Origin of the sequence: Caballeronia sp. INDeC2, assembly GCF_023631325.1 — a bacterium.
In the GTDB taxonomy this organism is placed as follows: Bacteria; Pseudomonadota; Gammaproteobacteria; order Burkholderiales; family Burkholderiaceae; genus Caballeronia.
In genome coordinates this window covers 50,769-73,678 of the sequence record NZ_JALQDG010000036.1, presented here as the reverse complement: position 1 = coordinate 73,678, position 22,910 = coordinate 50,769, and the positions used below count along the sequence as shown (strand labels likewise).

Genomic DNA, 22,910 nt, shown 5'->3' with positions numbered 1-22,910 from the left:
CACGCGCAGACCCGCTTGACCGGTCGCCTTTAAGCGTGTCGGAGCCGCCCCCCACGGGGGCAATGCTCATAAACCGAAAATGAAACGGGATCCGGCGAAAACGCAAGCGAAGCAAAGACAGGGAACGAAAATGAACTACATGAAACCGCCGCCCGAAGACCCCACGCCATATGAAGTCTCCGAACAAATAGGCCATCTGCTGAGAAAAGCCTATCAACGTCATCTGGCGATCTTCAGCCAGACCATTGGCGATCCGCAACTCACGGCCGTTCAATTCGCGGTCTTGAGCGCGAGCATGCGCATGGGCCCATCCTCGATGAGCGACCTCGGCAAGGCCACAGCCATCGACGCTGCAACGGTCCGCGGCATCATCGAACGATTGAAGGGTCGCGACCTGATCGAGCTGAAAACAAACCCGACGGACCGCAGAAAGACAACAGTCGAACTAACCGACGCAGGCCGCCAGCTCGTCGAACAGACCACCCCGGCCGCACAACGCGTAAGCGAACTCACGATGAGCGATCTGAACGAAGTCGAGCGCGTCGCGGCGCTCATGCTCTTGCGCAAACTGGGCGCAACGTGATCACGTTCAAGAGGCGTCGGAAGCGTCGATCATCTTCCTGAGCAGATAAATCATCGCGACGCGCTCGGCCGGGTTCAACGGCCCGAACGTCTGTTCCGTGATGTCGTGAGCGAACGGCACCGTGCGTTCGACGAGCGCATTGCCTTCCTCCGTCGTCGTCACGGTGACCTTGCGGCCGTCGTTCGCATCGCGCGCCACGACGATAAGACCGCGCGTCTGCAATCGCTCGACCACGCCGCGTATCGTCGCCTGATCGATCGCCGTGATCTTCGCGATGTCATTGAGCGACGCGCCCTGCTGATCGCGCACGGCGCACAGCGTGACGAACTGCGCGGCAGTCAGTTGGGAATCGGGTATCGCCTGCTGAAAGATCGCGACGTGACGCTGATACGCACGTCGCAACAAATGACCGATCTGCTCGTTGAAGCGATAGTCGTCGGATACGCGCGAAGCTTGAACCGGAGCACGGGACATGGCGGCCTGCATGTGATTGCACGATGTGTCGTCCCGCGATTATAGCGACGCCCATGTCCACGCTCCCCAAGGTACGCCTCTCTGTAAAGATGAGTCATATCTTCCGCGCATGGGTCAACTTCACGGCGGTGAGAGCGTTTTGAGCAAGTCGATTGAGATGCGTCGGCATTTCATGGAGAACTCGCTCATGCAGGACAACGGACCCATCATGCAGTGGCAGGCGGCCGGCGTGGCCGCTATCGCCGCTTCCGGCGCGTGCGCGACGTTGAACGGATGCGCCGGACACCCGCACGCGCCATCGAAGGAAACGAGCACGCCGTCGATCATGGCTGAAAGCGTGCGGATCGCCGATTCGACGCGCACTCAAGCAAGCCATTCCCTCGATGGCGAGCCGCTCGACTATCGCAGCGCCAGGACGAAGGCGGTGCCGAATATCGGCTGGGCGTCCTACTACAGCAACAAGTTTCACGGGCGCAGAACGGCCAGCGGCGAACGCTACGACATGCACGCGTTCACGGCGGCGCATCGCACCTTGCCGCTCGGTTCGTACGCGCGCGTCAGCAATCTCGCGAAGACTCGCTCGATCGTCGTGCGCATCAACGATCGCGGTCCCTTCGTGAAAGGTCGCATGATCGATCTGTCTTTCGCCGCGGCCGTCGAACTCGGTCTGCAACGAACCGGTAGCGCGCAGGTGATCCTCGAACCGGTCGATCGGCCCGTGGCGCTCGCGTCGACATCCGGCGCGCCGGAGCGCGTCATGCTGCGCATCGCGCCGCATCCGCGACATCACAAGAAGCACGCGCATCGTCATTGACGCGCGGCGAAGTCGCGATTTCACACGGACGGATACAATGCGGCGGCGCGATCATCGCGCGTCCGGCCGACGTCATCCGATCCTTGCTATGAACAATTCGCCTCGGGCCTTTCTGCTGGGCCCGCTTCTCAAGCGCGTATCGCGGTCGTTCTACCTCACGCTACGCATCTTGCCGACGAGCATGCGCGATCCCATCGGGCTTGCGTATCTGCTCGCGCGCGCCGCCGATACGATCGCGGATACATCGCTGATCTCGCCGCAACGCCGTCTGGAACTGCTGCTTTCGCTGCGCGCGCAAGTCAATGGCGCGCCCGATGACGGCGTGCTCGCGCGTATCGCGGGTGAAGTCGCGGGACAGCAGGCGCAGCCGGATGAGCGCGCGCTGCTCGAAAGCCTGAGCGACGCGCTCGCTATCCTGCCGCAACTGAGCGCGCAGGATCGGGCCGCGGTTCGCGATATCGTCACGACGCTCAGCACCGGCATGGAGTTCGATCTGCGCACTTTCCCCGACGAGACATCGGGCGAGATCGTCGCGTTGCAGGAATTCGACGAGTTGGACCGCTACACGTATCTCGTCGCGGGCTGCGTCGGCGAGTTCTGGACGAAGATGACTTACGCGCACATGCCCGGCCTGCTCAAAGCCGCGCCCGATACGATGCTCGCGCTCGGCGTGCGCTTCGGCAAGGCGCTGCAAATGACCAACGTGCTGCGCGATTGCGCGCGCGATCTGCGCATCGGCCGCTGTTATCTGCCCGAATCGATGCTCGCGCGTCACGGCCTGACGACGCAGGATCTGCTGCGGCCGGAATCGTCGGCGCGCGCGCGGCCCGTGCTCTTCGAATTGCTGCGCACATCGCTCATCCTGTTTCAGGACGCGGTCGAGTACACGCTTGCGATTCCATCGAGCGCCGTCCGTCTGCGTCTCGCCTGTCTCTGGCCGATCATGATCGGTCTCGACACGCTCGTGCTGCTCGCGCGCAACGATGCGTGGCTCGATCCCGACAAAATCTCGAAGGTCCGGCGCAACGACGTGTATCGCATCATGGCGTCGTCGTTGCCGATGGTCGCATCGAACGGCATATTGCGCGCGTGGACCTCACGCCGCATCCGCGCGATCGAGGCGCAGATCAGCGCCGCAATTCGGCCATGATGCGCTCGGCGAGGAAGTCGCAAGGCGGTCGTTTCGACGCCGCGCTGCGCGCCAGCACCACTTCGAGCGTGCCGATATCCGGCAGACCTTGCGCCGGCCCGAGCAGCGTGAAGTGCGACGGCACCGCGCATTTCGCGAGCGGCGTCACGGCGAGGCCCGCTTCGGCCATCGTCAAAAGGCCGAGCAGACTCGGGCTTTCATACGACGTGCGATAGCCGATGCGCGCGCGCTCGAGGCTCCGGATCGCGTTCTCGCGTGCGACGCTGCCCGGCAAGAACACCGCGATCGGCAAAGGCCGCTCTTTCCAGATTTCAGTCGCGCCGGGCGCGGCGGCCCAGACCATCGGCTCGTGGCGCAGGAATTCGCCGGACAGGCCCTTCACGCGCGTCGCGCAGACGAGATCGACCGTGCCGTCCTTCACCATCGGCGCGAGCGCGAGGCTCGGCAGGCCGACCACCTGAATCTCGACCTTCGGATACGTCGCCGAAAACTTCTTGAGGATCGGCGGAAACAGCGACGACGCGTAATCGTCCGGCACGCCGATCACCACGCGCCCGGTCACGTCCGGCCGCACGACCGCCGCCCACGCCTCGTCGCGCAGCGCGATCATGCGGCGCGCGTAGGTGAGCAGCACCTCGCCGTCCTGCGTCGGCACCACGCTGCGCGGCTTGCGCACGAAAAGCGCCTTGCCGAGCGCGGTTTCCAGCGTCTTTATCTGCATGCTCACCGCCGATTGCGAGCGATGAACGAGTTCCGCCGCGCGGCTGATATTGCCCGTATCCGCGACGGCGACGATCATCGAAAGGACATCCAGATCCAGCGCTTTCATGGGTGAACGACCGTTCGGTATCAGAAAATCTGAACGATTCTATCAAGATTATGCGTTTTTCTTTTGCTTCGGCGCGGCGCATAGTCGCATCAAAGGAGCGAATCATGAACGCGCGAACCGATCTTTCCGTCCTCACCGCCGTGCAAGGCCTGCCTGAACCGTCGTTCGCCACGACGGCGTCGGGGGTTTCGGTGCCGTATGTCGAGTGCGGCGAGGGCGAGCCGCTCGTGTTCGTGCATGGATCCCTCTGCGATTACCGCTACTGGAACGCGCAGATTCTGCCGCTCGCGAAGCAGTTTCGCTGCATCGCGCCGAGCCTGTCGCATTACTGGCCCGCCGTCGATGCCTTCGTGCAAGGCGAGTTCGGCTGGGAAACGCACGTCGCGGAGATGGCGGAGTTCATCGAATCGCTCGATCTCGCGCCGGTGCATCTCGTCGGGCATTCGCGCGGCGGCTGCATCGCATTTCATCTGGCGCGCGAGTATCCGCGGCTCGTGAAGACGCTCACGCTCGCCGATCCGGGCGGCCCGCTGCAAACATCGGCGCAACCCGTGTCCGCGACGCTGCCGCCCGCGACCAACGCGCTGCGCGCACGCGTGGCCGAACTGATCGAAGAGGGCGAGTTCGATCGCGGCCTGGAAATGTTCGTCGATTCGGTCAGCATGCCGGGCTTCTGGAAGAAGAGCACGGCGAGCTTCCGGCGCATGGCGCTCGACAACGCGCTCACGCTGCCGAGGCAATTCCGCGATCCCTTGCCCGCGTACACGCGTGAAGCGGCGCGCGACATCAAGTGCCGCACCTTGCTCATCGACGGGCAAAAAAGCCCGCGCATGTTCCGCAACAACGTCGAGAAGCTCGAGGAGTGGATCGAGTTCGCCGAGCGTCAGACGATCGCGGGCGCGTCGCACGGGATGAACGCCGCCAGCCCCGGCGCGTTCAATCGCGCGGTGCTGGCGTTCGCGGGCGCGTGGTGAATCGAACGCGGCCTATTGCAGCTTCCAGATGTTCGCCGCGATCGTGCCCTGGTCGTTGAAGACGTTGAGGATGTCGGGCACGTCGGCGATCGGCACGTTGTTCACCATCAGCGCAAACGCGAGCCGTCGTCCGCTCTTCGCGTCGATATAGCCCGCGAGCGCCTGTCCCTTGAGCGTCGTCTGCACCTGACCGTTCGCGAGTTCGGTGCCGGTCGCATAAGTGCCCGTTTTCGCGTAGACCTTGCCTTTCGCGCCGACGAGCGCCGGATCGCTTTCGAAGGCGGTCGTGCTCGCGAGCGAGCCGTCGACGCCGAGGAAGGGCATTGAATCCACGTACGCCGGGAAGGCCGGGCGGCCGTTCATCGCGCGCAACATCGCGATGACCGCGAGCGGCGTCGCAGTCGTCTCGCCGCCGCCGCTGCCGTCGATGAAATGCGTCTGGCTCATCGGCACGTTGAACGGCGCGGCCGAGAGCTTCGCGTTCTCCGCGGCCAGCGCCGCATTGAGCGTGGTCGAACCGTTGTTCGCGACACCGAACAGCATCAGGCTCGTATCCGCGCCGATGTTGTAGCTGACCTTCAAAATCCACTTCGAATATTCGCCGTACGGCTGCGACGTGAGCTGCGCGACGCGCGTATCCGCGGAATATGCGTTCTTCGCCGGCAGCAGTTGCACCGGATTGTTCTCGACGGCCGACGCCGTGACCGTGACGCCCGCGCGCGCGAGTGCGTCGATGAGCACCGAGCGCGCATAGTTCGACGGCTGCGTGATGCGAAACGTGCGGATCACCGGGAAGCTGGGCACGATCGGCGGCACATAATCGGCCGGAATCGAGCCGGCGAGCACGCCGCCGCAGGGCAGCGTGCCGAAGCAGGCAGGGTCTTCGGGCGTGACCGTGATCGTTGCGGGCGTGCCCGCCGCGCCCGTCATCAGTGTGGATTGAACGGAGAATGCCGACGACTTCGGCCGGTAATCCACCGGCGACGCCGCCCCCGCGCTGCCTTGTCCGATGATCGTATCGACGACGTCGTCGTTCACGAAGATCGGCCGCAGTTCGAATTCGCCGCGAAAGTCGAAGGGATCGAAAAGGCGGTCGTCGATCACGACCTCGCCATTGATCTTCTTGATGCCCGACGCCGCCACTTGCGCCGCGAGCGAGTCGTAGCCCGCGAGCGGATCGGGCGCGGTGATCTGCGCGTTGCCGAGACTGTTCGCCTCGTTGTGATCGAAGTTCGTCCACGCGAGCGTGCCGTCGGGATTCGTGCGGCCGCCCATCGCGAGATCGCCGCTCGCGACGAGCACGAGATTGCCGTTGAGCGTGCCGGTTCCATCGACGTTGCCGAGGCGGTACACAGGCGTCTGGAACTGATGCTGCGCGCCGTATTGATCGAGCGCCGCGCCGAGGGAAAACACCTTGCGCACCGAGGCCACATAAACCTGCGCGTTGGAATTCATGTCGTAGACGAGATCGCCCGAGTTCAGATCGACGACGCGCAGCGCCCATGTCGAGCCCTGATACATCGGCTTTTTCATGATCTGGACGATGGCGTCGGGGACGGACGTATCGGTGGAATCGGAACCGCCGCATGCAGCGACGGACGCGACGAGCGCGCACGAGAGCGCGAGAGCGGCGAGGCGTGCCGGACTTCCTGAAAGCGGGTACATGACGCGGCTCCGATAAAGGCACATCGCGCTCCACATGGAGCGAACATCCAATACGTCGGGACTGCTTCACAGCGCAGACAGGAGATGTCGGCGGCCGTCCGCCGTTTTTATAGGCGCGGCTGTGTGAATTAAATACCTTACACGGGCCTTGTCAACGAGGGCTATCGCGAATCGAGTGCTTTAGGCAAGCGCTTTTTGTATGATTCGACGGATGCTTTTCGTCTGCTTGTTGTGACGTGACAACGGAAAAACGTTTGGCGCGGGCTAACATCGTCGGCACCTCATCGCGAAGAAGAGGATATCTGCGAGCATGGGCCACGACGATCTCGATGCATGGAAACGCCAGCGCACGTTAGAACTCGCGTTCGAGCTGGCCGACAGCGGCCGCTATGAGGACTTCACCGACATCGCCTATGCGCTGCAATTCGAGCGCGGCATGACGACCGCGCAAGCGCTGATCGACGATGCCGAGATGCGCCGCGTGCTCAATCAGCGTTGTGGCGATGCGCGTGAAAAGCTCGCGCCGCTTGCCGAGCCTGAAGCGTTTGAAGCGCTGCCTTTGCCGGTCCATGAGCCGGTCCATGAGCCGGTCGATGAGCCGATCGCGGAGTCATCGAACGATCATGCGCAATTGCCGCAAGCCGGTGACTTCGAACGCGCGCCTTCTTTGCTTCGCCGCGCGCTGAGCTTCGTCTGGCGCTCCGGCAACGCCGCGGATCTCAACTCCGCCGCTTCCTGATTTTTTCCATCGTGCGCCGATGCACGGCCAGTGCGCGCACAAGCGCTTGCGCGCCGTTTGCGCACGAATGGCGGATTTGCACGACTTGAGCGCCCGCCAAAACCATTACACTTGAGGAAGCTGAACCATAAGCCCGGACTATGCACGCGCGCGTCGTCCGGTGTTTGAACTTCGAGGAGGAAATGTTCGTGGCTAACGAAAAGATGCTCGCGCAAATGGCTGAGAAGGATGGTTTCATTGCCGCTCTGGATCAGAGCGGCGGATCGACGCCCGGCGCGCTACGGCAATACGGAATTCCGGACGACGCCTATAACGGCGACGCCGAAATGTTCAAGCTGATGCATGAAATGCGCGTTCGCATCATGACCGCGCCTTCGTTCACGGGCAAGAAGGTGATCGGTGCAATTCTATTCGAGCGCACAATGGACGGCGAAGCAGAAGGCAAGCCGGTCCCCACGTTCTTGTGGGAAGACCGTGGCATCGTGCCGTTCCTCAAGGTCGACAAAGGCCTCGAATCCGAAGCCGACGGCGTGCAGGTGATGAAGCCGATTCCCGGCCTCGACGATCTGCTCGCGCGCGCCGTGAAGCTCGGCGTGTTCGGCACGAAGATGCGCTCGGTGATTCATCAGGCCGATGAAAAAGGCATCGCGGCCGTGGCGAAGCAGCAGTTCGAAGTGGGCGCGCAGATCATCAAGCATGGCCTCGTGCCGATTCTCGAACCGGAAGTCTCGATCAAGAGCCCGGACAAGAAGGGTGCGGAAAAGATTCTGCGCGACGAATTGCTCAAGGGCCTCGACGCGCTGCCGGAATCGAGCAAGGTGATGATCAAGCTGACCATCCCGGATGAAGCGGATTTCTATCGTCCGTTGATCGAGCATCCGCGTGTCGTGCGTGTCGTCGCGCTGTCGGGCGGCTATACGCGCAGCGACGCGTGCAAGAAGCTCGAGCAGAACCACGGCATGATCGCGAGCTTCTCGCGCGCGCTCATCAACGAGCTGAAGAAGTCGATGAGCGACAGCGAGTTCGACAAGACGCTCGAACAGTCGATCGACGAGATCTACGACGCGTCCGTGAAGAAGGCCTGATCCTTCGGCGTCATCGACGTTCGGTCGGCGGCGGCGTTTGCACGACGGGCGCCGCCGCCCGGAAGAGATCCTCGCGCGTGCCGCTTTTCGGCGGATAGATGCGCTCGCCGTTGATCGTGCGCTTCGTCGCCTTGGCCGTCTCGCCTTCGGCGACGAGCTTCCTGTCCCATCCTTCCGTGTACACCGCGCCCCACGGCCCGAGATCGCAGATGGTCGCGTACCAGTCGATCGCAAGCGGCAGCATCTCCTGTCCGAAGAGATCGCAGACGGCGTTGTTGCCCGCGTAGCGTCCCATCGGCCGTCCGTGCTGGCACGACATCACCGACGGCCGCGTGCCGTCGATCAAGACGCGCGCGCAATCGCCCGCCGCGAACACGCCCGGCACGCCTTCCGCGCGCAGGAACGCGTCGACCGGCACGCGTCCGAGCGGATCGAGCGTGACCGGCAATTGCGCCGCGAGCGCATTCGCATGCATGCCGCCGCACCAGACGACCGTCGCCGCTTCGATGCGCTCGCTCTTCGCGCCGTCGTGGAGCGTGACGCTCTGGCCGTCGAGCGATTCCAGCGATACGCCGGCACGCGTTTCGACATCGAGCGTCTTCAGCGCGCCTTCGATGACAGGCTGCGCGCCGCCCATCGACTGCGCGATCTTCGCCGATCGATCCGCGAGCACGACGCGCACCTTGCCGCTATCGCTTTCCGCGACGATCTCGCGCAGCCGCGCGGGCAATTCCGCCGCGAGCTCGATGCCCGTCAACCCCGCGCCGACGACGACCGCCGTATAGCGGCCCAACGTATCGGGCAGGGCGGGCAGCGTCAGCAGATGCGCCTGAAGCTTGCACGCGCCCGCGTAAGTGTCGACATCGAACGAAAAGCGGTCGAGGCCTGGAATCGGCGGGCGCACGAGCACGCTGCCCGCCGCGAGAATCAACCGGTCGTAAGCGAGCGATTCGGCCGCGCCGTCGCGGTCGATCGTCACGCGACGGGTGGCGCTGTCGATATCGGTCGCCGTTGCCTGGATCAGCCGCACGCCCGCGGGCCTGAGCACGGTGTCGAGCTGCACGAGCGTCGGATCGAGCGGCTGCTCGTAATTGCGCACCCGGACGCTATGAAAGGGCGCCGGATTGACGATGGCGACTTCGGCTTCATCGGTGCGATCGAACTCGTCGAGCTTGCGCGCCGCCGAAAGCGCGCTCCACAAACCGGCGAAGCCCGCGCCGATCACAAGGATTCGTTTCAAGGTCATTCCCCCTGAATAAACGATCGTTCGTGCTATGAACCATTCAAGCCGGTTGCTCTGTTCTTTGTTATAGGCGATGCGCAAGGCAATGATTCCCACCGCATCCGCCCGGATTAGTCAGCTTTTCGCCAAAACTGATTTCGCCGTTTAGGTATTTACCCTAGGACGTGCGATCCATAAACTCTGTTCAACGGTCGCGAACGAGCCCAGACAGCAACGTAAGCGGCAAGTCGAAAACTTTCTGTACGGAGGAAAGCATCATGAACAAGTTCATTGGTATTGCAGCGGTCGCTCTTGCTTTTGCCGCTCCGGTCGCGTCGTTCGCGCAATCGAATCAACCTTTGACGCGCGCGGAGGTCCGCGAGCAAATCGTGCAACTGGAAAAGGCAGGCTATAACCCGGGCGTGATCAGCGACTCGAAGTATCCCGCTGACATCCAGGCCGCCGAAGCACGCGTCGCAGCGCAAAATGGCGTGGCACAAAACGCGTTCGGCGGTGCGGCGGAAGGTTCGGCGCAATCGGGCGCACGCGCCGATGCGGTTCAAAGCGACGTGCTCCCGACGTTTGCACATCACTAAGCAGCAAGCGGTCTAAGAGAACGCGCCCGTGTGAAAGCGGGCGCGTTTTTGCGTCTCAGGACCTTCGAATCTACAGCGGAAAACCGCCCGCAAACGTCTCCCTCAAATATCCGATGAAAAGCGCCACCGCACGCGGCACATGCGGCGCATACGGCCGCACCACGAACAACTGATCGGCGAACGCGCCGACCGGACGCCACTCCGGCAACAGCACGACGAGCTTGCCCGCCTGCACCGCGGCCTGCGCGGTGAAATCCGGCAACAGCGCAATGCCGAGATCGTCGAGCGCGGCGTCGCGCAACACCTCGCTATTGTTCGCCGCGAACGGCCCGTTCACCGCGAGCGTGTAAGGCCCCGTCGAACTCTTGCGCCCGCCCTTTCGCTGAAACGACCAGATGCTCGACGCCTGCGGACGCGGATAGACGAGGCAATCGTGCGTGGCGAGATCGTTGGGCGTCTCGGGCGTGCCGCGCCGCTTCAGATACGCGCGCGTCGCGACGATCACCGAATGCGTATCGCACAACTTCCACGCGACATGCGTATCCGGCACCTGTGCGCTGTGCCGCACCGCGAGATCGAAGCCCTCGGTCGCGATCGAACTCAGCTTGTCCGATGCTTCCAGTTGCACGCGCACTTCAGGATGCGCATGCAGAAATCCCGACATGCGCGGCACGAGTTGCTGCCGCGAAAACGCCATCGGCGCCGTCACGCGGATCAGGCCGCGCGCGATGCCCGCCGTCTCCTTCACGCTCAGGAAACTCGACGCGATGCGCTCGTACTGCCCGCGCGTATCGTCGACGAGCCTGCGCCCCGCCTCCGTGAAGCGCACGCTGCGCGTCGTGCGCGTGACGAGCGGCACGCCCGCCGCGCGCTCCAGCTCCGCGATGCGCTGGCTCATCGCCGCTTTCGATACGTTCAGGCGCGCCGCCGCCGCCGTGTAGCTGCCCTGTTCCGCGAGCACGGTCAACCAGTGCAAATGGGTCCAGAGACCTTCGATCTTTTGCTCGTCCATCAGCCGATTGTTTGCCGACATAAACAATGAGTTCAATCATAACGCCTTTGCAAGCGGTGCAACGATTCCTACACTGTCACAATCGCCAAACGAGTCAGACAGAGGAGTCGAGATGCAAGCGTTCAACGATACGGCCGACGTAGTCCATTACATTCACGGCGAGCGCACGCACGGCTCGGCCACGCGCACGCAGCCGGTCTTCAATCCCGCGACGGGCGAGCGTCCCCGCAAGCTCGTGCTGGGCGAAGCCGCCGATGTCGACGCAGCCGTCGCGAGCGCGAAAGCCGCGTTCCCGGCCTGGCGCGACATGCCGCCGATCCGCCGCGCGCGCGTCATGCTCAAGTTCCTCGAGCTCATGAACAAGCATCGCGACGAACTCGCCGCGATCATCACCGCGGAGCACGGCAAGGTGTTCTCGGATGCGCAAGGCGAAGTCTCGCGCGGCATCGACGTGATCGAATTCGCATGCGGCATTCCGCAACTGCTGAAGGGCGATTACACCGAACAGGTCTCGACCGGCATCGACAACTGGACGACGCGCCAGCCGCTCGGCATCGTCGCGGGCATCACGCCGTTCAACTTCCCGTGCATGGTGCCGTGCTGGATGTTCCCGGTCGCGATCGCCTCAGGCAACGCGTTCATCCTGAAGCCGAGCGAACGCGATCCGTCGGCGTCGTTGTTCATGGCCGATCTGCTCAAGCAAGCGGGTCTGCCCGACGGCATCTTCAACGTCGTGCAGGGCGACAAGGTCGTCGTCGATGCGCTGCTCACGCATCCTCAAGTGAAGGCGATCAGCTTCGTCGGCTCGACGCCGATCGCGAACTACATCTACGAAACGGGCGCGAAGCACGGCAAGCGCGTGCAGGCGCTCGGCGGTGCGAAGAATCACATGGTCGTGATGCCCGACGCGGATATCGAGCAGGCCGTCGATGCATTGATCGGCGCGGGCTACGGCTCGGCGGGCGAGCGCTGCATGGCGATCTCCGTTGCGGTGCTCGTCGGCGATGTCGCCGACAAGATCGTGCCGATGCTCGCCGAGCGCGCGCTGCAGCTCAAGATCAAGAACGGCATGGAGTCCGATGCGGAAATGGGCCCGATCGTCACGCGTGCCGCTCTGGAGCGCATCGAAGGCTATATCGCGCTGGGCGTCGACGAAGGCGCGAAGCTCGTCGTCGATGGCCGCGGCTACAAGGTGCCGGGCCACGAAGACGGCTTCTTCACGGGCGGCACGCTTTTCGATCATGTCACGCCCGACATGCGCATCTACAAGGAAGAGATTTTTGGCCCGGTGCTCGCGTGCGTGCGCGTGAAGGACTTCGGCGAAGCGGTCGATCTGGTCAACGAACACGAGTTCGGCAATGGCGTCGCGTGCTATACGCGCGATGGTCACATCGCCCGCGAGTTCGGACGACGTATCGAAGTGGGCATGGTCGGCATCAACGTGCCGATCCCGGTGCCGATGGCATGGCACGGCTTCGGCGGCTGGAAGCGCAGTCTCTTCGGCGACATGCATGCGTACGGCGAAGAAGGCGTGCGCTTCTACACGAAGCAGAAGTCGATCATGCAGCGCTGGCCCGAGAGCACGGAGAAGGGCGCGGAATTCGCGATGCCGACCGCGAAGTAAGGCATCGATGAGCGCATGAATATCGCCCGCTTTTTCCCGTGTGGAAGAAGCGGGCGATTGTTCTTTGTGGCTACTGCAAGCGATCTGTTCCCGCGCGTCACAACTCAAATGAGTTGACGTCGGTTGACCGTGCGACCGCAAGCGCGGAAGATGCAGCGACAACGACGCGAAGCCAATCGACATGCAGCGGCAATTCGACGATCTACTTCTCGGCAGCATCGAGCTCTTCTGTCTCGCGGCGGAGCTCGGCAGCTTCACGCTGGCGGCAACGGCGGCGAGCGTCACGCCGGCTGCCGTGAGCCGCTCCGTCGCGCGGCTCGAAAAACGCCTGGACGTGCGGCTCTTCGTGCGCACGACGCGCCAGATTCGACTGACCGATGCGGGCCGCCGCTACTTCGAGCAATGCCGCGACGCGCTCAGTCGTCTTGCGGAAGCGGAACGCGAAGCCACCGGCCAGCAGACGACGCCCAAGGGCGTGCTGCGCATCAGCATGCCGACGCCCTACGGCCACCATCGCATGCTGCCGCTCTTGGCGGAGTTCAGAACGCGCTATCCCGATGTGACCGTCGAGGCGCATCTGAGCAATCGCAACATCGACTTTGCCGATGAAGGCTTCGATCTGGCGATACGCGGCCGCGCGCCGCGCGATTCGGGATTGATCGCACGCAAGCTGGAAGATGCGGAACTCGTCGTGGTGGGCTCGCCTGCTTATCTGAAGCGCGCGGGCACGCCGAAGCGCATCGAAGACTTGCTCGCACACGAATGCATTCAGTTCGAGATGCCGAGCACCGGACGCGCTGTTCCGTGGCTCTTCATGCAGAACGGCGAGCCTATGGAGATCACGACAGAAGGCGGCTACGGCACATCCGGCGATGCGCTCGCGGGCATTGCGCTCGCGTGTCACGACGCGGGCCTTTTTCAGACCTATCGCTTCACCGTCGAGGAAGAATTGCGCGCGGGCACGCTTGCCGAAGTGCTGCGCGAGTTCGGTGGATGCAGCAGACCGTTCATTCTGCTATATCCGCATGGCAGGCATTTGTCGTCGCGCGTGCGGGCTTTCGTGGACTTCATCGTCGAGAAGCTCGCGACGCGTTGAATCATGCAATGTTTAAAGGACGCACATCCATGAGCAAGAACGCATTGACATCGTTACTCGGCATCGACACGCCGATCATTCAGGCGCCGATGGCCGGCGTGAGCACGCCCGCGCTCGCGGCGGCCGTATCGAATGCGGGCGGGCTCGGCTCGCTCGGCGTCGGCGCGATGAACGCGCAAGGCGCGCGCAAGGTGATCCGCGAGACGCGCGAGCTCACCGGCAAGCCGTTCAACATCAACGTCTTCTGTCATGCGCCCGCCAGCGCCGATGAAGCCGTCGAGAAGGCCTGGACCGAATGGCTCGCGCCCGTGTTCGCACAATACGGCGCGACGCCGCCCGCAAAGCTGAGCGAGATCTATACGAGTTTCGTCGTCGACGAGGCGATGCTCGAAGTCTTCGTCGACGAGAAGCCGGCTATCGTGAGCTTTCACTTCGGCTTGCCGTCGAAAGACTATATCGATGCGTTGCGTAAGGCCGGCATCAAACTGATTGCGTCCGCAACTAACGTTCGGGAGGCCGAACAGCTCGTCGCAGCGGGCATGGATGCGATCGTTGCGCAGGGCATCGAGGCGGGCGGACATCGCGGCGTCTTCGATCCGCGAGCCGACGACGACAACCTCGGCACCTTCGCGCTGACGCGCCTTCTCGCAAGCAGATTCGACGTGCCGGTGATCGCGACGGGCGGCATCATGGATGGCGCGGGCATCGCCGCGGCGCTGGCGCTCGGCGCGCAGGCGGCGCAACTCGGCACGGCGTTCGTGCCGTGCACGGAGACGTCGATCGATGAAGGATATCGTCGCGCCATTCTCAGTGATGCCGCGAACCGCACGACATTCACCGCTGCTATCTCGGGCCGCGACGCGCGCGGCCTCGTCAACAAGTTCACCGAATTGGGGCGCGGCGCGCAGGCGAGCGCGATTCCCGCCTATCCCATCACGTACGATGCGGGCAAGTCGCTGCACGCGGCCGCCAAAGCGAAGGGCGAATTCGGTTACGGCGCGCAATGGGCGGGGCAAGCCGCCGCGCTAGTGCGCGAGCTTCCCGCAGCCGAACTGATGGAGCGGCTGCGGGCGGAACTTCAGCAAAGCATCGCGGACCTGCAGCAATACATATCTCGCTGATCGATGTAAAGCTTAGTCGAAACGCTTCGTTGGTCGGGCGTCCTGTCGATGCTTCAATGTTTCCGTCGCATTCACTGCGGCCTGCATCCGACAAACGCATACCAACGGAGATTTTCGATGTCCGATATCCCCACGCTCGCCGCCGAGTCCTCGCTTCAAGCCGTCACGTCGAATGAACCGTTCCAGGTGCGCCCGATCGGCGGGCGCATCGGTGCCGAAGTGCGCGGCGTGACGCTTTCCCCCGATCTTGAGGACGCCGCGATCGCCGCGATCAATCAGGCGTTGCTCGAACATAAGGTGCTGTTCTTCCGCGGCCAGTCGCATCTCGACGACGCCGCGCAGGAAGCCTTCGCCGCGCGCTTCGGCGAGACCGTCGCGCATCCGACGGTGCCGTCGCTTTCGAGCGGCAGCCGTCTGCTCGAACTCGATTCGAAGCACGGCACGCGCGCGAACTCGTGGCATACGGACGTCACGTTCGTCGATGCCTATCCGAAGATCTCGATTCTGCGCGGCGTGGTGATTCCACCCGCGGGCGGGGACACGGTGTGGGCCAACACCGCCGCCGCATACGCGAATCTGCCCGAAGCGTTGCGCGATCTCGCCGACAAGCTGTGGGCGCTGCATTCGAATACCTACGACTATGCCGCGACACGTCATGTGCCCGACACGGAAACCGAGCGCGAGTATCGCAAGCAGTTCACTTCGACGCTCTACGAAACCGAGCATCCGGTCGTGCGCGTGCATCCCGAAACGGGTGAGCGCACGCTCGTGCTGGGGCACTTCGTGCAGCGCTTCATCGGCCTGTCGCAGCGCGATTCGGATCGCCTGATCGAGCTGTTCCACGATCACGTCACCCGTCTGGAGAACACCGTGCGCTGGCGCTGGACGCAGGGCGATGTCGCGATCTGGGACAACCGCGCGACCCAGCACTATGCAGTGGCCGATTATGGCGATGCGCATCGCGTCGTGCGTCGCGCGACCGTGCATGGCGATGTGCCCGTGGGCATCGACGGATGCAGGAGCCGCATCGTCAGGCAGGAAACGCGCACGGTCTGACGCGCTTCGCTTTCGCTCTCCACTCTTTCTCGTTAGCACGATGACACTACGATTCAAGCTCTTCGCCGGCGCGGCGGCGTTGTTCGCCGCGCTCATCGGTCCTGCGCATGCCGCCGATCCGGCCGTGGTGCGCATCGGCGTCGCGCAGCAAGGCACGGGCGATCCGCCGACCTTCGGCGGCTCACCGGCCGCGACCGCACAGTTGCAGCATCGTGTCGAGGATGCGTTGCGGCCCGAGCAACTGAAGGTCGAATGGATCTTCTTCAAAGGCGCGGGACCGGCCGTGAACGAAGCGCTCGCGAACAAGCAGATCGACTTCGCGTATCAGGGCGATCTGCCTGCCGTGATCGGCCGCGCGAACGGTTTGAAGACGCATCTGCTGGTGGCGTCGAACGTGCGCGCGGGCGTCTATCTTGCCGTGCCGCCCGATTCCGACATCAAGAGCGTGAAGGATCTCAAGGGCAAGCGCGTCGCCATCTTTCGCGGGACGAATCTGCAACTCGTCGCCGATAACGTGCTCAAGCAAAACGGCCTCACCGAGCGCGATCTGCGCGTGATCAATCTCGATACCGCTGCTGCACAGGCCGCGCTCGCATCGAAGGGCGTCGATGCGGTGTTCCTCGACTACTCGCTCTTCAAGCTGCAACGTCAAGGGCTTGCGAAGATCGTCTATGCATCGCGCGACGATGGCTTGCAGCTCACGCGACAGGCGCATCTGCTCGTGCTCGACGACTACGAAAACGCGCATCCCGATACCGTGCAGAAGGTCGTGACCGCGGTCGTTCAGGCGGCGTACTGGTCGTCCGACGAAGCGAACCGCAACGCGCTCTTCGCCCTGTGGTCGAAGAGCGGTATTCCGGCTGAATCGTGGGCATCGGAGTATGCGAATCAGCCGTTGAAGGATCGCAATTCGCCCCTCATCGATCCGTTTCTCGTCGCGCGCTATCAGGCTGTCGCCGACGATGCGCTGCGTTTGAACCTCATCCGCCAGCCCGTCAGCGTGAATGGATGGTTCGAGCCGAAGTATCTCGATCAGGCATTGAAGTCGCTGAAGCTCGAAGCGTACTGGCCGCGTTTCGATGCATCGGGCAAGCCTTCCGGCGAACGTCTCGCGGAGAATCGTTAGATGGCCAATGTCCTGACGCGTGTGTTTTTGCCCGCGTATCGCGCGCGCGGGACGTGGTCGACCGATATGTTGCGCTCGATCGGCTGGACCGCGTTGCCGTGGCTCGTGCCCATCGCTCTGGCCTTGCTTTGGATGATGGGCTCGCGCTACGGCTGGATTTCCGCGCAAGTGTTGCCGCCGCCCGCGCTCGTGTTCGAAACGCTCGGCGCGCTCGTTAAAAGCGGCGAGTTATGGATGCATGTGTCCGCCAGCATGACGCGTGTTGCCGTGGGCTTCGGCGGCGGCGTGGCGCTCGGTATCTTGCTGGGCGGGTTGTTGGGCCTGTCGCGCACGCTCGAGGCTTACGTGCTGCCGAGCTTCAATGCGATCGTGCAGGTGCCCGTGCTCGGGTGGCTGCCGTTTCTGATGATCGTCGTCGGTATCGGCGAGCCGCTGAAGTATCTGTTGATCGGACATGCGGCGCTCGTGCCCGTCACGCTGTCCACGTTGCAAGGCTTTCGCGGCACGCCGCGCGCATTGCAGGAAGTTGCGGCCGTGTATCGCTATTCGCGCTGGCAGGCGATCGCGCGCGTGACCTTGCCTTCGGCGATTCCGGTCATCGGCACCGGCGTGCGGCTCGCGTTCACGAAGGCGTGGCTGACGCTCGTCGTCGTCGAACTCGTGGCGTCGTCGGAAGGGCTGGGTTATCTGATCGTGTATGGGCGGCAGCTTTTTCAACTCGATCTCGTGCTGGCCGCGGTGCTGATCGTCGGTGCAATCGGTTATGTGGCCGATCGCCTGCTCAATGTGTTCGAGCGCAGGCTTCAGCGCGGCCGCTCCGTTTGAGGATCAACACATGTCGACTCTGGATTGGGAAGCGGGAACAGTCAAAGGATCGTGGCGCGGCCTCGTGCTGCCGATCGCCGCGCTCGCCGTATGGTGGTTCGTGTCGCGCGGCGCGCAAGTCGGGCACGGCGTGATGGTCTCGCCCGCGCAAGTCTGGGATACCGCCGTCGAGCAGGTTCGAAGCGGTGCGCTCGTGCGCGCGTTGTCCGCATCGCTTGCGCGCGAGTTGACGGGATTTGCGATCGGCACGAGCCTGGGCCTTGCGCTCGGCGCGTTGCTCGGCATCTCGAAGCTCGCGAATCGCGCGATCGCGCCGAGCTTCAACACGTTCAAGCAAGTGTCGCTGTTCGCGTGGATTCCGTTGATCTCCGTCTGGTTCGGTCTGGGCGATGTCGCGAAGGTCGTGTTCCTCTCGCTCGCGGCGCTCGTGCCGGTCGTGATGCACACGAGCGACGGCATTCGTGCCGTGCCCGCCGATTGGCTCGATGTCGCGCGCGCGTATCGCTATGGCAGGTTGCAGACGCTGGCGTACGTGGTGTTGCCCGCCGCGTTGCCTTCGATCTTCACGGGCGTGTATCTCGCGCTCATCTATTCGTGGCTCGCGACGCTCGGCGCGGAGTATCTGCTCGTAGCGGGCAGCGGGATCGGCAATACGCTCGTCGATGGCAGCGAGCAGTTCCGCATGGATCTCGTCGTGTTCGGCGTGATCGTGGTCGGTTTGACGGGGTGGGCGCTGAATGCGTTGGCGCGCGGCGTGCAGCGGCGCTGGTTCGACACGTCGCGCGCTTGAGGAGAATCGAATAATGACGACGGTGATCGAACAGGACAACGGCCTCACGCTGCGGCACGTGAGCAAGCGCTTTAACGACGATGCGGCGCCACCGGTGCTCGATCGCATCGACTTGTCGATTGCGAGCGGCGAGTTCGTGAGCATCGTCGGGGCGAGCGGATGCGGCAAGTCGACGTTGCTGCGGCTCATCGCGGGGCTGGACGGCGATCATGAAGGCGAGATCGAGTTCGACGGCGAGCGCGTCGTGACGACCGATCTGTCGCGCGGAATCGTGTTTCAGGATCATCGGCTGTTTCCGTGGCTCGATGTCGCGCAGAACGTGGCCGTTGCGTTGCGCAATGCGCCGCTGTCGAAAGCGCAGAAGGCGCGCGCGGTGGCGGAGCATATCGAGCTGGTCGGGCTGACAGGGTATGAGCGGCATTATCCGCATCAGTTGTCGGGCGGGATGGCGCAGCGTGTGGCGATTGCGCGCGGGCTCGTCAATCGGCCACGATTGCTGCTGCTCGATGAACCGTTCGGCGCGCTCGATGCGCTGACGCGCAGTCGCTTGCAACTCGAATTGCAGCGCATATGGGAGCGTGAGCGGATTACGATGGTGCTCGTCACGCACGATGTGGAAGAAGCCGTGCTGCTTTCGGATCGCATCGTGGTGATGCAGGCGCGGCCTGGTCGGATCGGCGAAGTGATCGACGTGGGGCTGGCGAGGCCGCGCAAGGTGGGGGATCGCGAGGTCGCGCGTTTGCGTGACGATATCGTCGATACGTTCTTCACGGACGCTGCTTAGAGCTGCGCTTCGATCGCAGCTTTGTCGATCACGGACCAGACGTTGTCGATTTTCCCTTCGCGGAATTCATAGAAGACGTTCTCGCAGAACTCGACGCGCTTTCCGTCGATGCGCAGTCCCATGAATTCCGCTTTCGGCGAGCACTCGAAACGCAAACGGCAAGCGATGCGCGACGGCGCTTCGATCAGCAGTTGAATATCGAAGAAGAGATCGGGGATTTCGCGGAAGTCCTTTTTCAGCATCTCGCGATAATCGTCGAGTGTCAGCGCACGGCCGTTGTAATGCAGCGCGTCGTGAACGTATGTGCCGAGATTGCGCCAGTCTTGCGCGTTCAGACAGGCGATGTAGCCGCGGTAGAGATCGGGAAGCATGGGATGCGCTCCGCAAGAGGTAGCGTTCCACGCATCCCCTCACAGACCTGCCGATCTTGCGTCCTGCTTCACACACCATCAGTTTTATTTATCGCCATATCGACGGCAGTTACCCGCCGCACGTCCCGCCGCGCCCATCCCACCAAGCTCCCGACGCACCAAACCCCCATCCACAAAAGCTGAATGCTGGTTTACGCGTAGTACCGTGCACGCCGCCTTCCTCGCTACCCTTCGGCTTCAGTTTCCTTAAAGCAAGCCCGCTCGGTCAAGCATTCTGAAGGAGTAGCGCACATGGCACGGATCATCGGAGGCATTGCCGCCTCGCACACGCCGACTATCGGTTTCGCGTTCGACAAGAACAAGCGCGACGATCCCGTCTGGGCGCCGATCTTCGAGAACTTCGCGCCGCTCGCGAACTGGCTCGCGGAAAAGCAGCCCGATGTCATCGTCACGATCTACAACGACCATGTCACGTCGTTCTTCTTCGATCACTATTCCGCGTTCGCGCTCGGCGTAGGCCCGGAATGGCGCGTCGCGGACGAAGGCGGCGGTGCACGCGATCTGCCGCCGATCAAGGGTCATCCGGCGCTCGCCGCGCACATCGGCACGTCGCTGATGTCCGACGAATTCGACATGTCATTCTTCCAGAACAAGGCGCTCGATCACGGCTGCTTCTCGCCGCTCTCCATGCTCTGTCCGCACAAGCCCGAATGGCCGGTCAAGCTGGTGCCGCTGCAAATGGGCGTGCTGCAATTGCCCGTGCCGAGCGCGCGCCGCTTCTACAAGCTCGGTCAGGCGCTGCGACGCGCGATCGAAAGTTATCCGGAAGACATCAAGGTCGCGATTCTCGCGACGGGCGGTCTCTCGCATCAGGTGCATGGCGAACGCGCGGGCTTCAACGACACCGCATGGGACGCGCGCTTTCTCGATCTCTTCGAGCGCGATCCCGAACAGCTCGCGGACATGACGATCGCCGAATATGCGAAGCTCGGCGGCTATGAAGGCGCCGAAGTGATCATGTGGCTCACGATGCGCGGCGCATTGTCGTCGAATGTCGTGTGCAAGCATCGCAGCTATTATTTGCCGTCGATGGCGGGCATCGCGACTGCCATCTACGAAGGCGAGGATAGCGAGATCAAGCCCGCGATCGTCGAGCGTCATCGGCAGAAGATGGCCGTGCAGCTCACCGATGTCGAGAAGCTCGAAGGCACCTATCCATTCTCGATCGAAACGGCCGTGCGTGCGTATCGCATCAACGATTATCTGCATCGCATGGTCGAACCCGCGCATCGCGAGGCATTCAAGCAGGACGAGGAAGCGAGCTTCGAAGCGGCCGGTCTTTCCGAACAGGAGCGCGAGCTCATTCGCCGGCGCGACTGGCGCGGCCTGCTTCATTACGGCGTGATCTTTTTCATGCTCGAAAAGCTCGGCGCGGTGACGGGCGTATCGAACCTGCATATCTATGCCGCGATGCGCGGCGAAACACTCGAACAGTTTCAAAAGACACGCAATGCGCCGGGCGCGCTGTACTCGGTCGCGGGTAAGGGCGCGGGCACGCTCGACTGGGACAAGGCGAAGAACTGAATAAAAGAGGGAACAGGAGACAAACATGACTATCGGTAAAACCATCGACATCAAGGGCTTCATCGACGAACGTCCTATATCCGCCTACCAGTGGCTGCTGGTCGCGCTGTGCTTTTTGATCGTGACTGCCGACGGCATGGATGTCGCGATCATGGGCTTCGTCGCGCCATCGATCATCGCGGACTGGCATATCTCGCGGCCCGCGTTCGGCCTCGTGATGAGCGCGGCGCCCATCGGTCTCGTGATCGGCGCGCTCGCGGCAGGGCCGGCATCTGATCGCATCGGACGCAAGTGGGTTCTGATTACGTCGGTGTTTCTCTTCGGCGTGTTCACGATCGCGACAGCGTTCACGACTTCGCCTTCGAGCATGGCGTTGCTGCGCGTGTTGACGGGCATCGGCCTCGGCGCCGCAATGCCCAACACGACGACGCTGCTCTCCGAGTACGCGCCGCAACGCAAGCGCGCGCTGCTCATCACGATGATGTTCACGGGCTTCAATCTCGGCTCGGCGCTGATCGGCTTTATCGCGGGCGCGTTGATTCCGGCGCACGGCTGGCGCTCCGTGCTGATCTGCGGCGGCGCGCTGCCGCTCGTGCTGATTCCGCTGCAAATCTGGCTGCTGCCCGAATCGGCGCGGCTGCTCGCGGTGCGTGGCGCGACCTCGGCGCGTATCGGCAAGGTGCTCGGCCGCGTGTGCGGCGCGCGCTTCGACGGCACTGAAACGTTCATATCGAACGAGCCGCCGCTGCCCACGAAAAGGCCCATCGGCGTATTGTTTTCGCACGGCTACGGCCTGATGACGGCGGCGCTGTGGATCACGTATTTCATGGGCCTGCTGGTGATCTATCTGCTGACCGGCTGGCTGCCGACGCTGATGAAGGACGCGGGCCTCACGGTGTCGTCGGCGGCGAACGTCACGGCGATGTTCCAGATCGGCGGCACGATCGGCGCGATCATCGTCGGCTGGATCATGGACAAGGTGCGCCCGGCGCCCGTGATCAGCGCGGCGTATCTCGGTGGCGCGGTGTGCGTGCTCGGGCTCGCGTGGATCGGCGCGTTGTCGTCGTCGCTGGCCGTGCTCGTGTTCGCCGCGGGCTTCTGCATGAGCGGCGCGCAAACGGGCCTCAACGCGTTCGCGCCGAGCCGCTATCCGACGGTCGCGCGTGCAACCGGCGTGAGCTGGATGCTCGGCATGGGCCGCTTCGGCAGCATCTTCGGTTCCGCGTTCGGCGGCGCGCTGCTCGGTCTCGGCTGGGAGTTCGGCGCGATCCTCGCGATGCTCGCCGTGCCCGCGACGCTCGCCGCGATCTCGATTCTCGTCGCGCAACGCACGCATGCCGACGAAGCGCACGCACAAACGAAAGCAGCACACTAGCACCTGGAGTAAAGG

General features: G+C 63.3%; 23 protein-coding genes. 17 read left to right on the top strand and 6 right to left on the bottom strand.

Annotated features, from left to right (window positions below; all coding sequences use genetic code 11):
• Positions 1-130 precede the first annotated feature (130 nt).
• Positions 131-583, top strand: a complete 453-nt coding sequence (locus NCS28_RS23130; RefSeq protein ID WP_250516109.1) for a MarR family winged helix-turn-helix transcriptional regulator — start codon at positions 131-133, stop codon at positions 581-583.
• A 6-nt stretch (positions 584-589) separates the two neighbouring features.
• Here the strand turns inward: NCS28_RS23130 and NCS28_RS23125 are convergent, their stop codons facing one another.
• Positions 590-1,057, bottom strand: coding sequence for a MarR family winged helix-turn-helix transcriptional regulator (locus tag NCS28_RS23125; RefSeq protein WP_250516108.1), 468 nt, complete (start codon positions 1,055-1,057; stop codon positions 590-592).
• 187 nt (positions 1,058-1,244) lie between these two features.
• Between NCS28_RS23125 and NCS28_RS23120 the strand changes: the two genes are divergently transcribed.
• Together NCS28_RS23120 and NCS28_RS23115 are read left to right on the top strand one after the other, a co-directional pair.
• On the top strand, positions 1,245-1,871 hold the full coding sequence (locus tag NCS28_RS23120; RefSeq protein ID WP_250516107.1) for a septal ring lytic transglycosylase RlpA family protein: 627 nt from the start codon (positions 1,245-1,247) through the stop codon (positions 1,869-1,871).
• Positions 1,872-1,959: 88 nt separating this feature from the next.
• Entirely contained in the window at positions 1,960-3,021 is a 1,062-nt protein-coding gene (locus tag NCS28_RS23115; RefSeq protein ID WP_250516106.1) for a phytoene/squalene synthase family protein, read from the top strand.
• On the opposite strand, the gene NCS28_RS23110 is transcribed toward NCS28_RS23115, so the two are convergent.
• Positions 2,999-3,850: a LysR substrate-binding domain-containing protein gene (locus NCS28_RS23110; RefSeq protein ID WP_250516105.1), complete on the bottom strand. Its 852-nt coding sequence runs from the start codon at positions 3,848-3,850 to the stop codon at positions 2,999-3,001. The genes NCS28_RS23115 and NCS28_RS23110 overlap by 23 nt on opposite strands.
• 104 nt (positions 3,851-3,954) lie before the next feature.
• Here NCS28_RS23110 and NCS28_RS23105 point away from each other — a divergent pair, with 104 nt between their 5' ends.
• A complete protein-coding gene (locus NCS28_RS23105; protein ID WP_250516104.1) occupies positions 3,955-4,824 on the top strand; it encodes an alpha/beta fold hydrolase in 870 nt (289 codons plus the stop codon).
• Positions 4,825-4,836: 12 nt separating this feature from the next.
• On the opposite strand, the gene NCS28_RS23100 is transcribed toward NCS28_RS23105, so the two are convergent.
• On the bottom strand, positions 4,837-6,489 hold the full coding sequence (locus NCS28_RS23100) for a D-alanyl-D-alanine carboxypeptidase/D-alanyl-D-alanine-endopeptidase (RefSeq protein ID WP_250516103.1): 1,653 nt from the start codon (positions 6,487-6,489) through the stop codon (positions 4,837-4,839).
• Between the two features lie 310 nt (positions 6,490-6,799).
• Between NCS28_RS23100 and NCS28_RS23095 the strand changes: the two genes are divergently transcribed.
• Both NCS28_RS23095 and NCS28_RS23090 read left to right on the top strand, forming a co-directional pair.
• A complete protein-coding gene (locus NCS28_RS23095) occupies positions 6,800-7,228 on the top strand; it encodes a hypothetical protein (protein WP_250516102.1) in 429 nt (142 codons plus the stop codon).
• A 188-nt stretch (positions 7,229-7,416) separates the two neighbouring features.
• Positions 7,417-8,313 carry a fructose bisphosphate aldolase gene (locus tag NCS28_RS23090; RefSeq protein WP_250516101.1) on the top strand — a complete coding sequence of 299 codons (897 nt, stop codon included), beginning with the start codon at positions 7,417-7,419 and terminating at the stop codon, positions 8,311-8,313.
• A gap of 10 nt (positions 8,314-8,323) precedes the next feature.
• Here the strand turns inward: NCS28_RS23090 and NCS28_RS23085 are convergent, their stop codons facing one another.
• On the bottom strand, positions 8,324-9,553 hold the full coding sequence (locus NCS28_RS23085) for an NAD(P)/FAD-dependent oxidoreductase (protein WP_250516100.1): 1,230 nt from the start codon (positions 9,551-9,553) through the stop codon (positions 8,324-8,326).
• A gap of 260 nt (positions 9,554-9,813) precedes the next feature.
• Here NCS28_RS23085 and NCS28_RS23080 point away from each other — a divergent pair, with 260 nt between their 5' ends.
• A complete protein-coding gene (locus tag NCS28_RS23080) occupies positions 9,814-10,131 on the top strand; it encodes a DUF4148 domain-containing protein (protein WP_250516099.1) in 318 nt (105 codons plus the stop codon).
• A gap of 70 nt (positions 10,132-10,201) precedes the next feature.
• Here the strand turns inward: NCS28_RS23080 and NCS28_RS23075 are convergent, their stop codons facing one another.
• Positions 10,202-11,143, bottom strand: a complete 942-nt coding sequence (locus NCS28_RS23075) for a LysR family transcriptional regulator (RefSeq protein ID WP_250516179.1) — start codon at positions 11,141-11,143, stop codon at positions 10,202-10,204.
• A gap of 112 nt (positions 11,144-11,255) precedes the next feature.
• On the opposite strand from NCS28_RS23075, the gene NCS28_RS23070 reads away from it, so the two are divergent.
• The 8 genes from NCS28_RS23070 to NCS28_RS23035 all read left to right on the top strand — a co-directional run bounded on the left by NCS28_RS23070 (position 11,256) and on the right by NCS28_RS23035 (position 19,565).
• Positions 11,256-12,767, top strand: a complete 1,512-nt coding sequence (locus tag NCS28_RS23070) for a CoA-acylating methylmalonate-semialdehyde dehydrogenase (protein WP_250516098.1) — start codon at positions 11,256-11,258, stop codon at positions 12,765-12,767.
• Between the two features lie 181 nt (positions 12,768-12,948).
• Positions 12,949-13,863: a LysR family transcriptional regulator gene (locus NCS28_RS23065; protein WP_250516097.1), complete on the top strand. Its 915-nt coding sequence runs from the start codon at positions 12,949-12,951 to the stop codon at positions 13,861-13,863.
• A gap of 29 nt (positions 13,864-13,892) precedes the next feature.
• Positions 13,893-14,984 (top strand): NAD(P)H-dependent flavin oxidoreductase, encoded by a 1,092-nt coding sequence (locus NCS28_RS23060; protein ID WP_250516096.1) that lies wholly within the window; start codon positions 13,893-13,895, stop codon positions 14,982-14,984.
• 117 nt (positions 14,985-15,101) lie between these two features.
• Positions 15,102-16,040, top strand: coding sequence for a TauD/TfdA dioxygenase family protein (locus tag NCS28_RS23055; protein ID WP_250516095.1), 939 nt, complete (start codon positions 15,102-15,104; stop codon positions 16,038-16,040).
• Between the two features lie 40 nt (positions 16,041-16,080).
• Positions 16,081-17,166 (top strand): ABC transporter substrate-binding protein, encoded by a 1,086-nt coding sequence (locus NCS28_RS23050; RefSeq protein ID WP_250516094.1) that lies wholly within the window; start codon positions 16,081-16,083, stop codon positions 17,164-17,166.
• A complete protein-coding gene (locus NCS28_RS23045) occupies positions 17,167-17,991 on the top strand; it encodes an ABC transporter permease (protein WP_250516093.1) in 825 nt (274 codons plus the stop codon).
• 10 nt (positions 17,992-18,001) lie between these two features.
• Positions 18,002-18,781 carry an ABC transporter permease gene (locus tag NCS28_RS23040; protein WP_250516092.1) on the top strand — a complete coding sequence of 260 codons (780 nt, stop codon included), beginning with the start codon at positions 18,002-18,004 and terminating at the stop codon, positions 18,779-18,781.
• 13 nt (positions 18,782-18,794) lie between these two features.
• The gene (locus tag NCS28_RS23035) at positions 18,795-19,565 is read left to right on the top strand and encodes an ABC transporter ATP-binding protein (RefSeq protein WP_250516091.1); all 771 of its coding nucleotides are present in this window, start codon (positions 18,795-18,797) and stop codon (positions 19,563-19,565) included.
• Here NCS28_RS23035 and NCS28_RS23030 read toward each other — a convergent pair.
• Positions 19,562-19,936 carry an ester cyclase gene (locus tag NCS28_RS23030; protein WP_250516090.1) on the bottom strand — a complete coding sequence of 125 codons (375 nt, stop codon included), beginning with the start codon at positions 19,934-19,936 and terminating at the stop codon, positions 19,562-19,564. The two genes, NCS28_RS23035 and NCS28_RS23030, sit on opposite strands and share 4 nt — an antisense overlap.
• Positions 19,937-20,227: 291 nt before the next feature.
• Between NCS28_RS23030 and NCS28_RS23025 the strand changes: the two genes are divergently transcribed.
• Complete coding sequence (locus NCS28_RS23025) at positions 20,228-21,520, top strand: gallate dioxygenase (RefSeq protein WP_250516089.1); 1,293 nt, start codon at positions 20,228-20,230, stop codon at positions 21,518-21,520.
• Positions 21,521-21,545: 25 nt separating this feature from the next.
• Positions 21,546-22,895 carry an MFS transporter gene (locus tag NCS28_RS23020; RefSeq protein ID WP_250516088.1) on the top strand — a complete coding sequence of 450 codons (1,350 nt, stop codon included), beginning with the start codon at positions 21,546-21,548 and terminating at the stop codon, positions 22,893-22,895.
• The last annotated feature ends 15 nt before the right edge of the window (positions 22,896-22,910 follow it).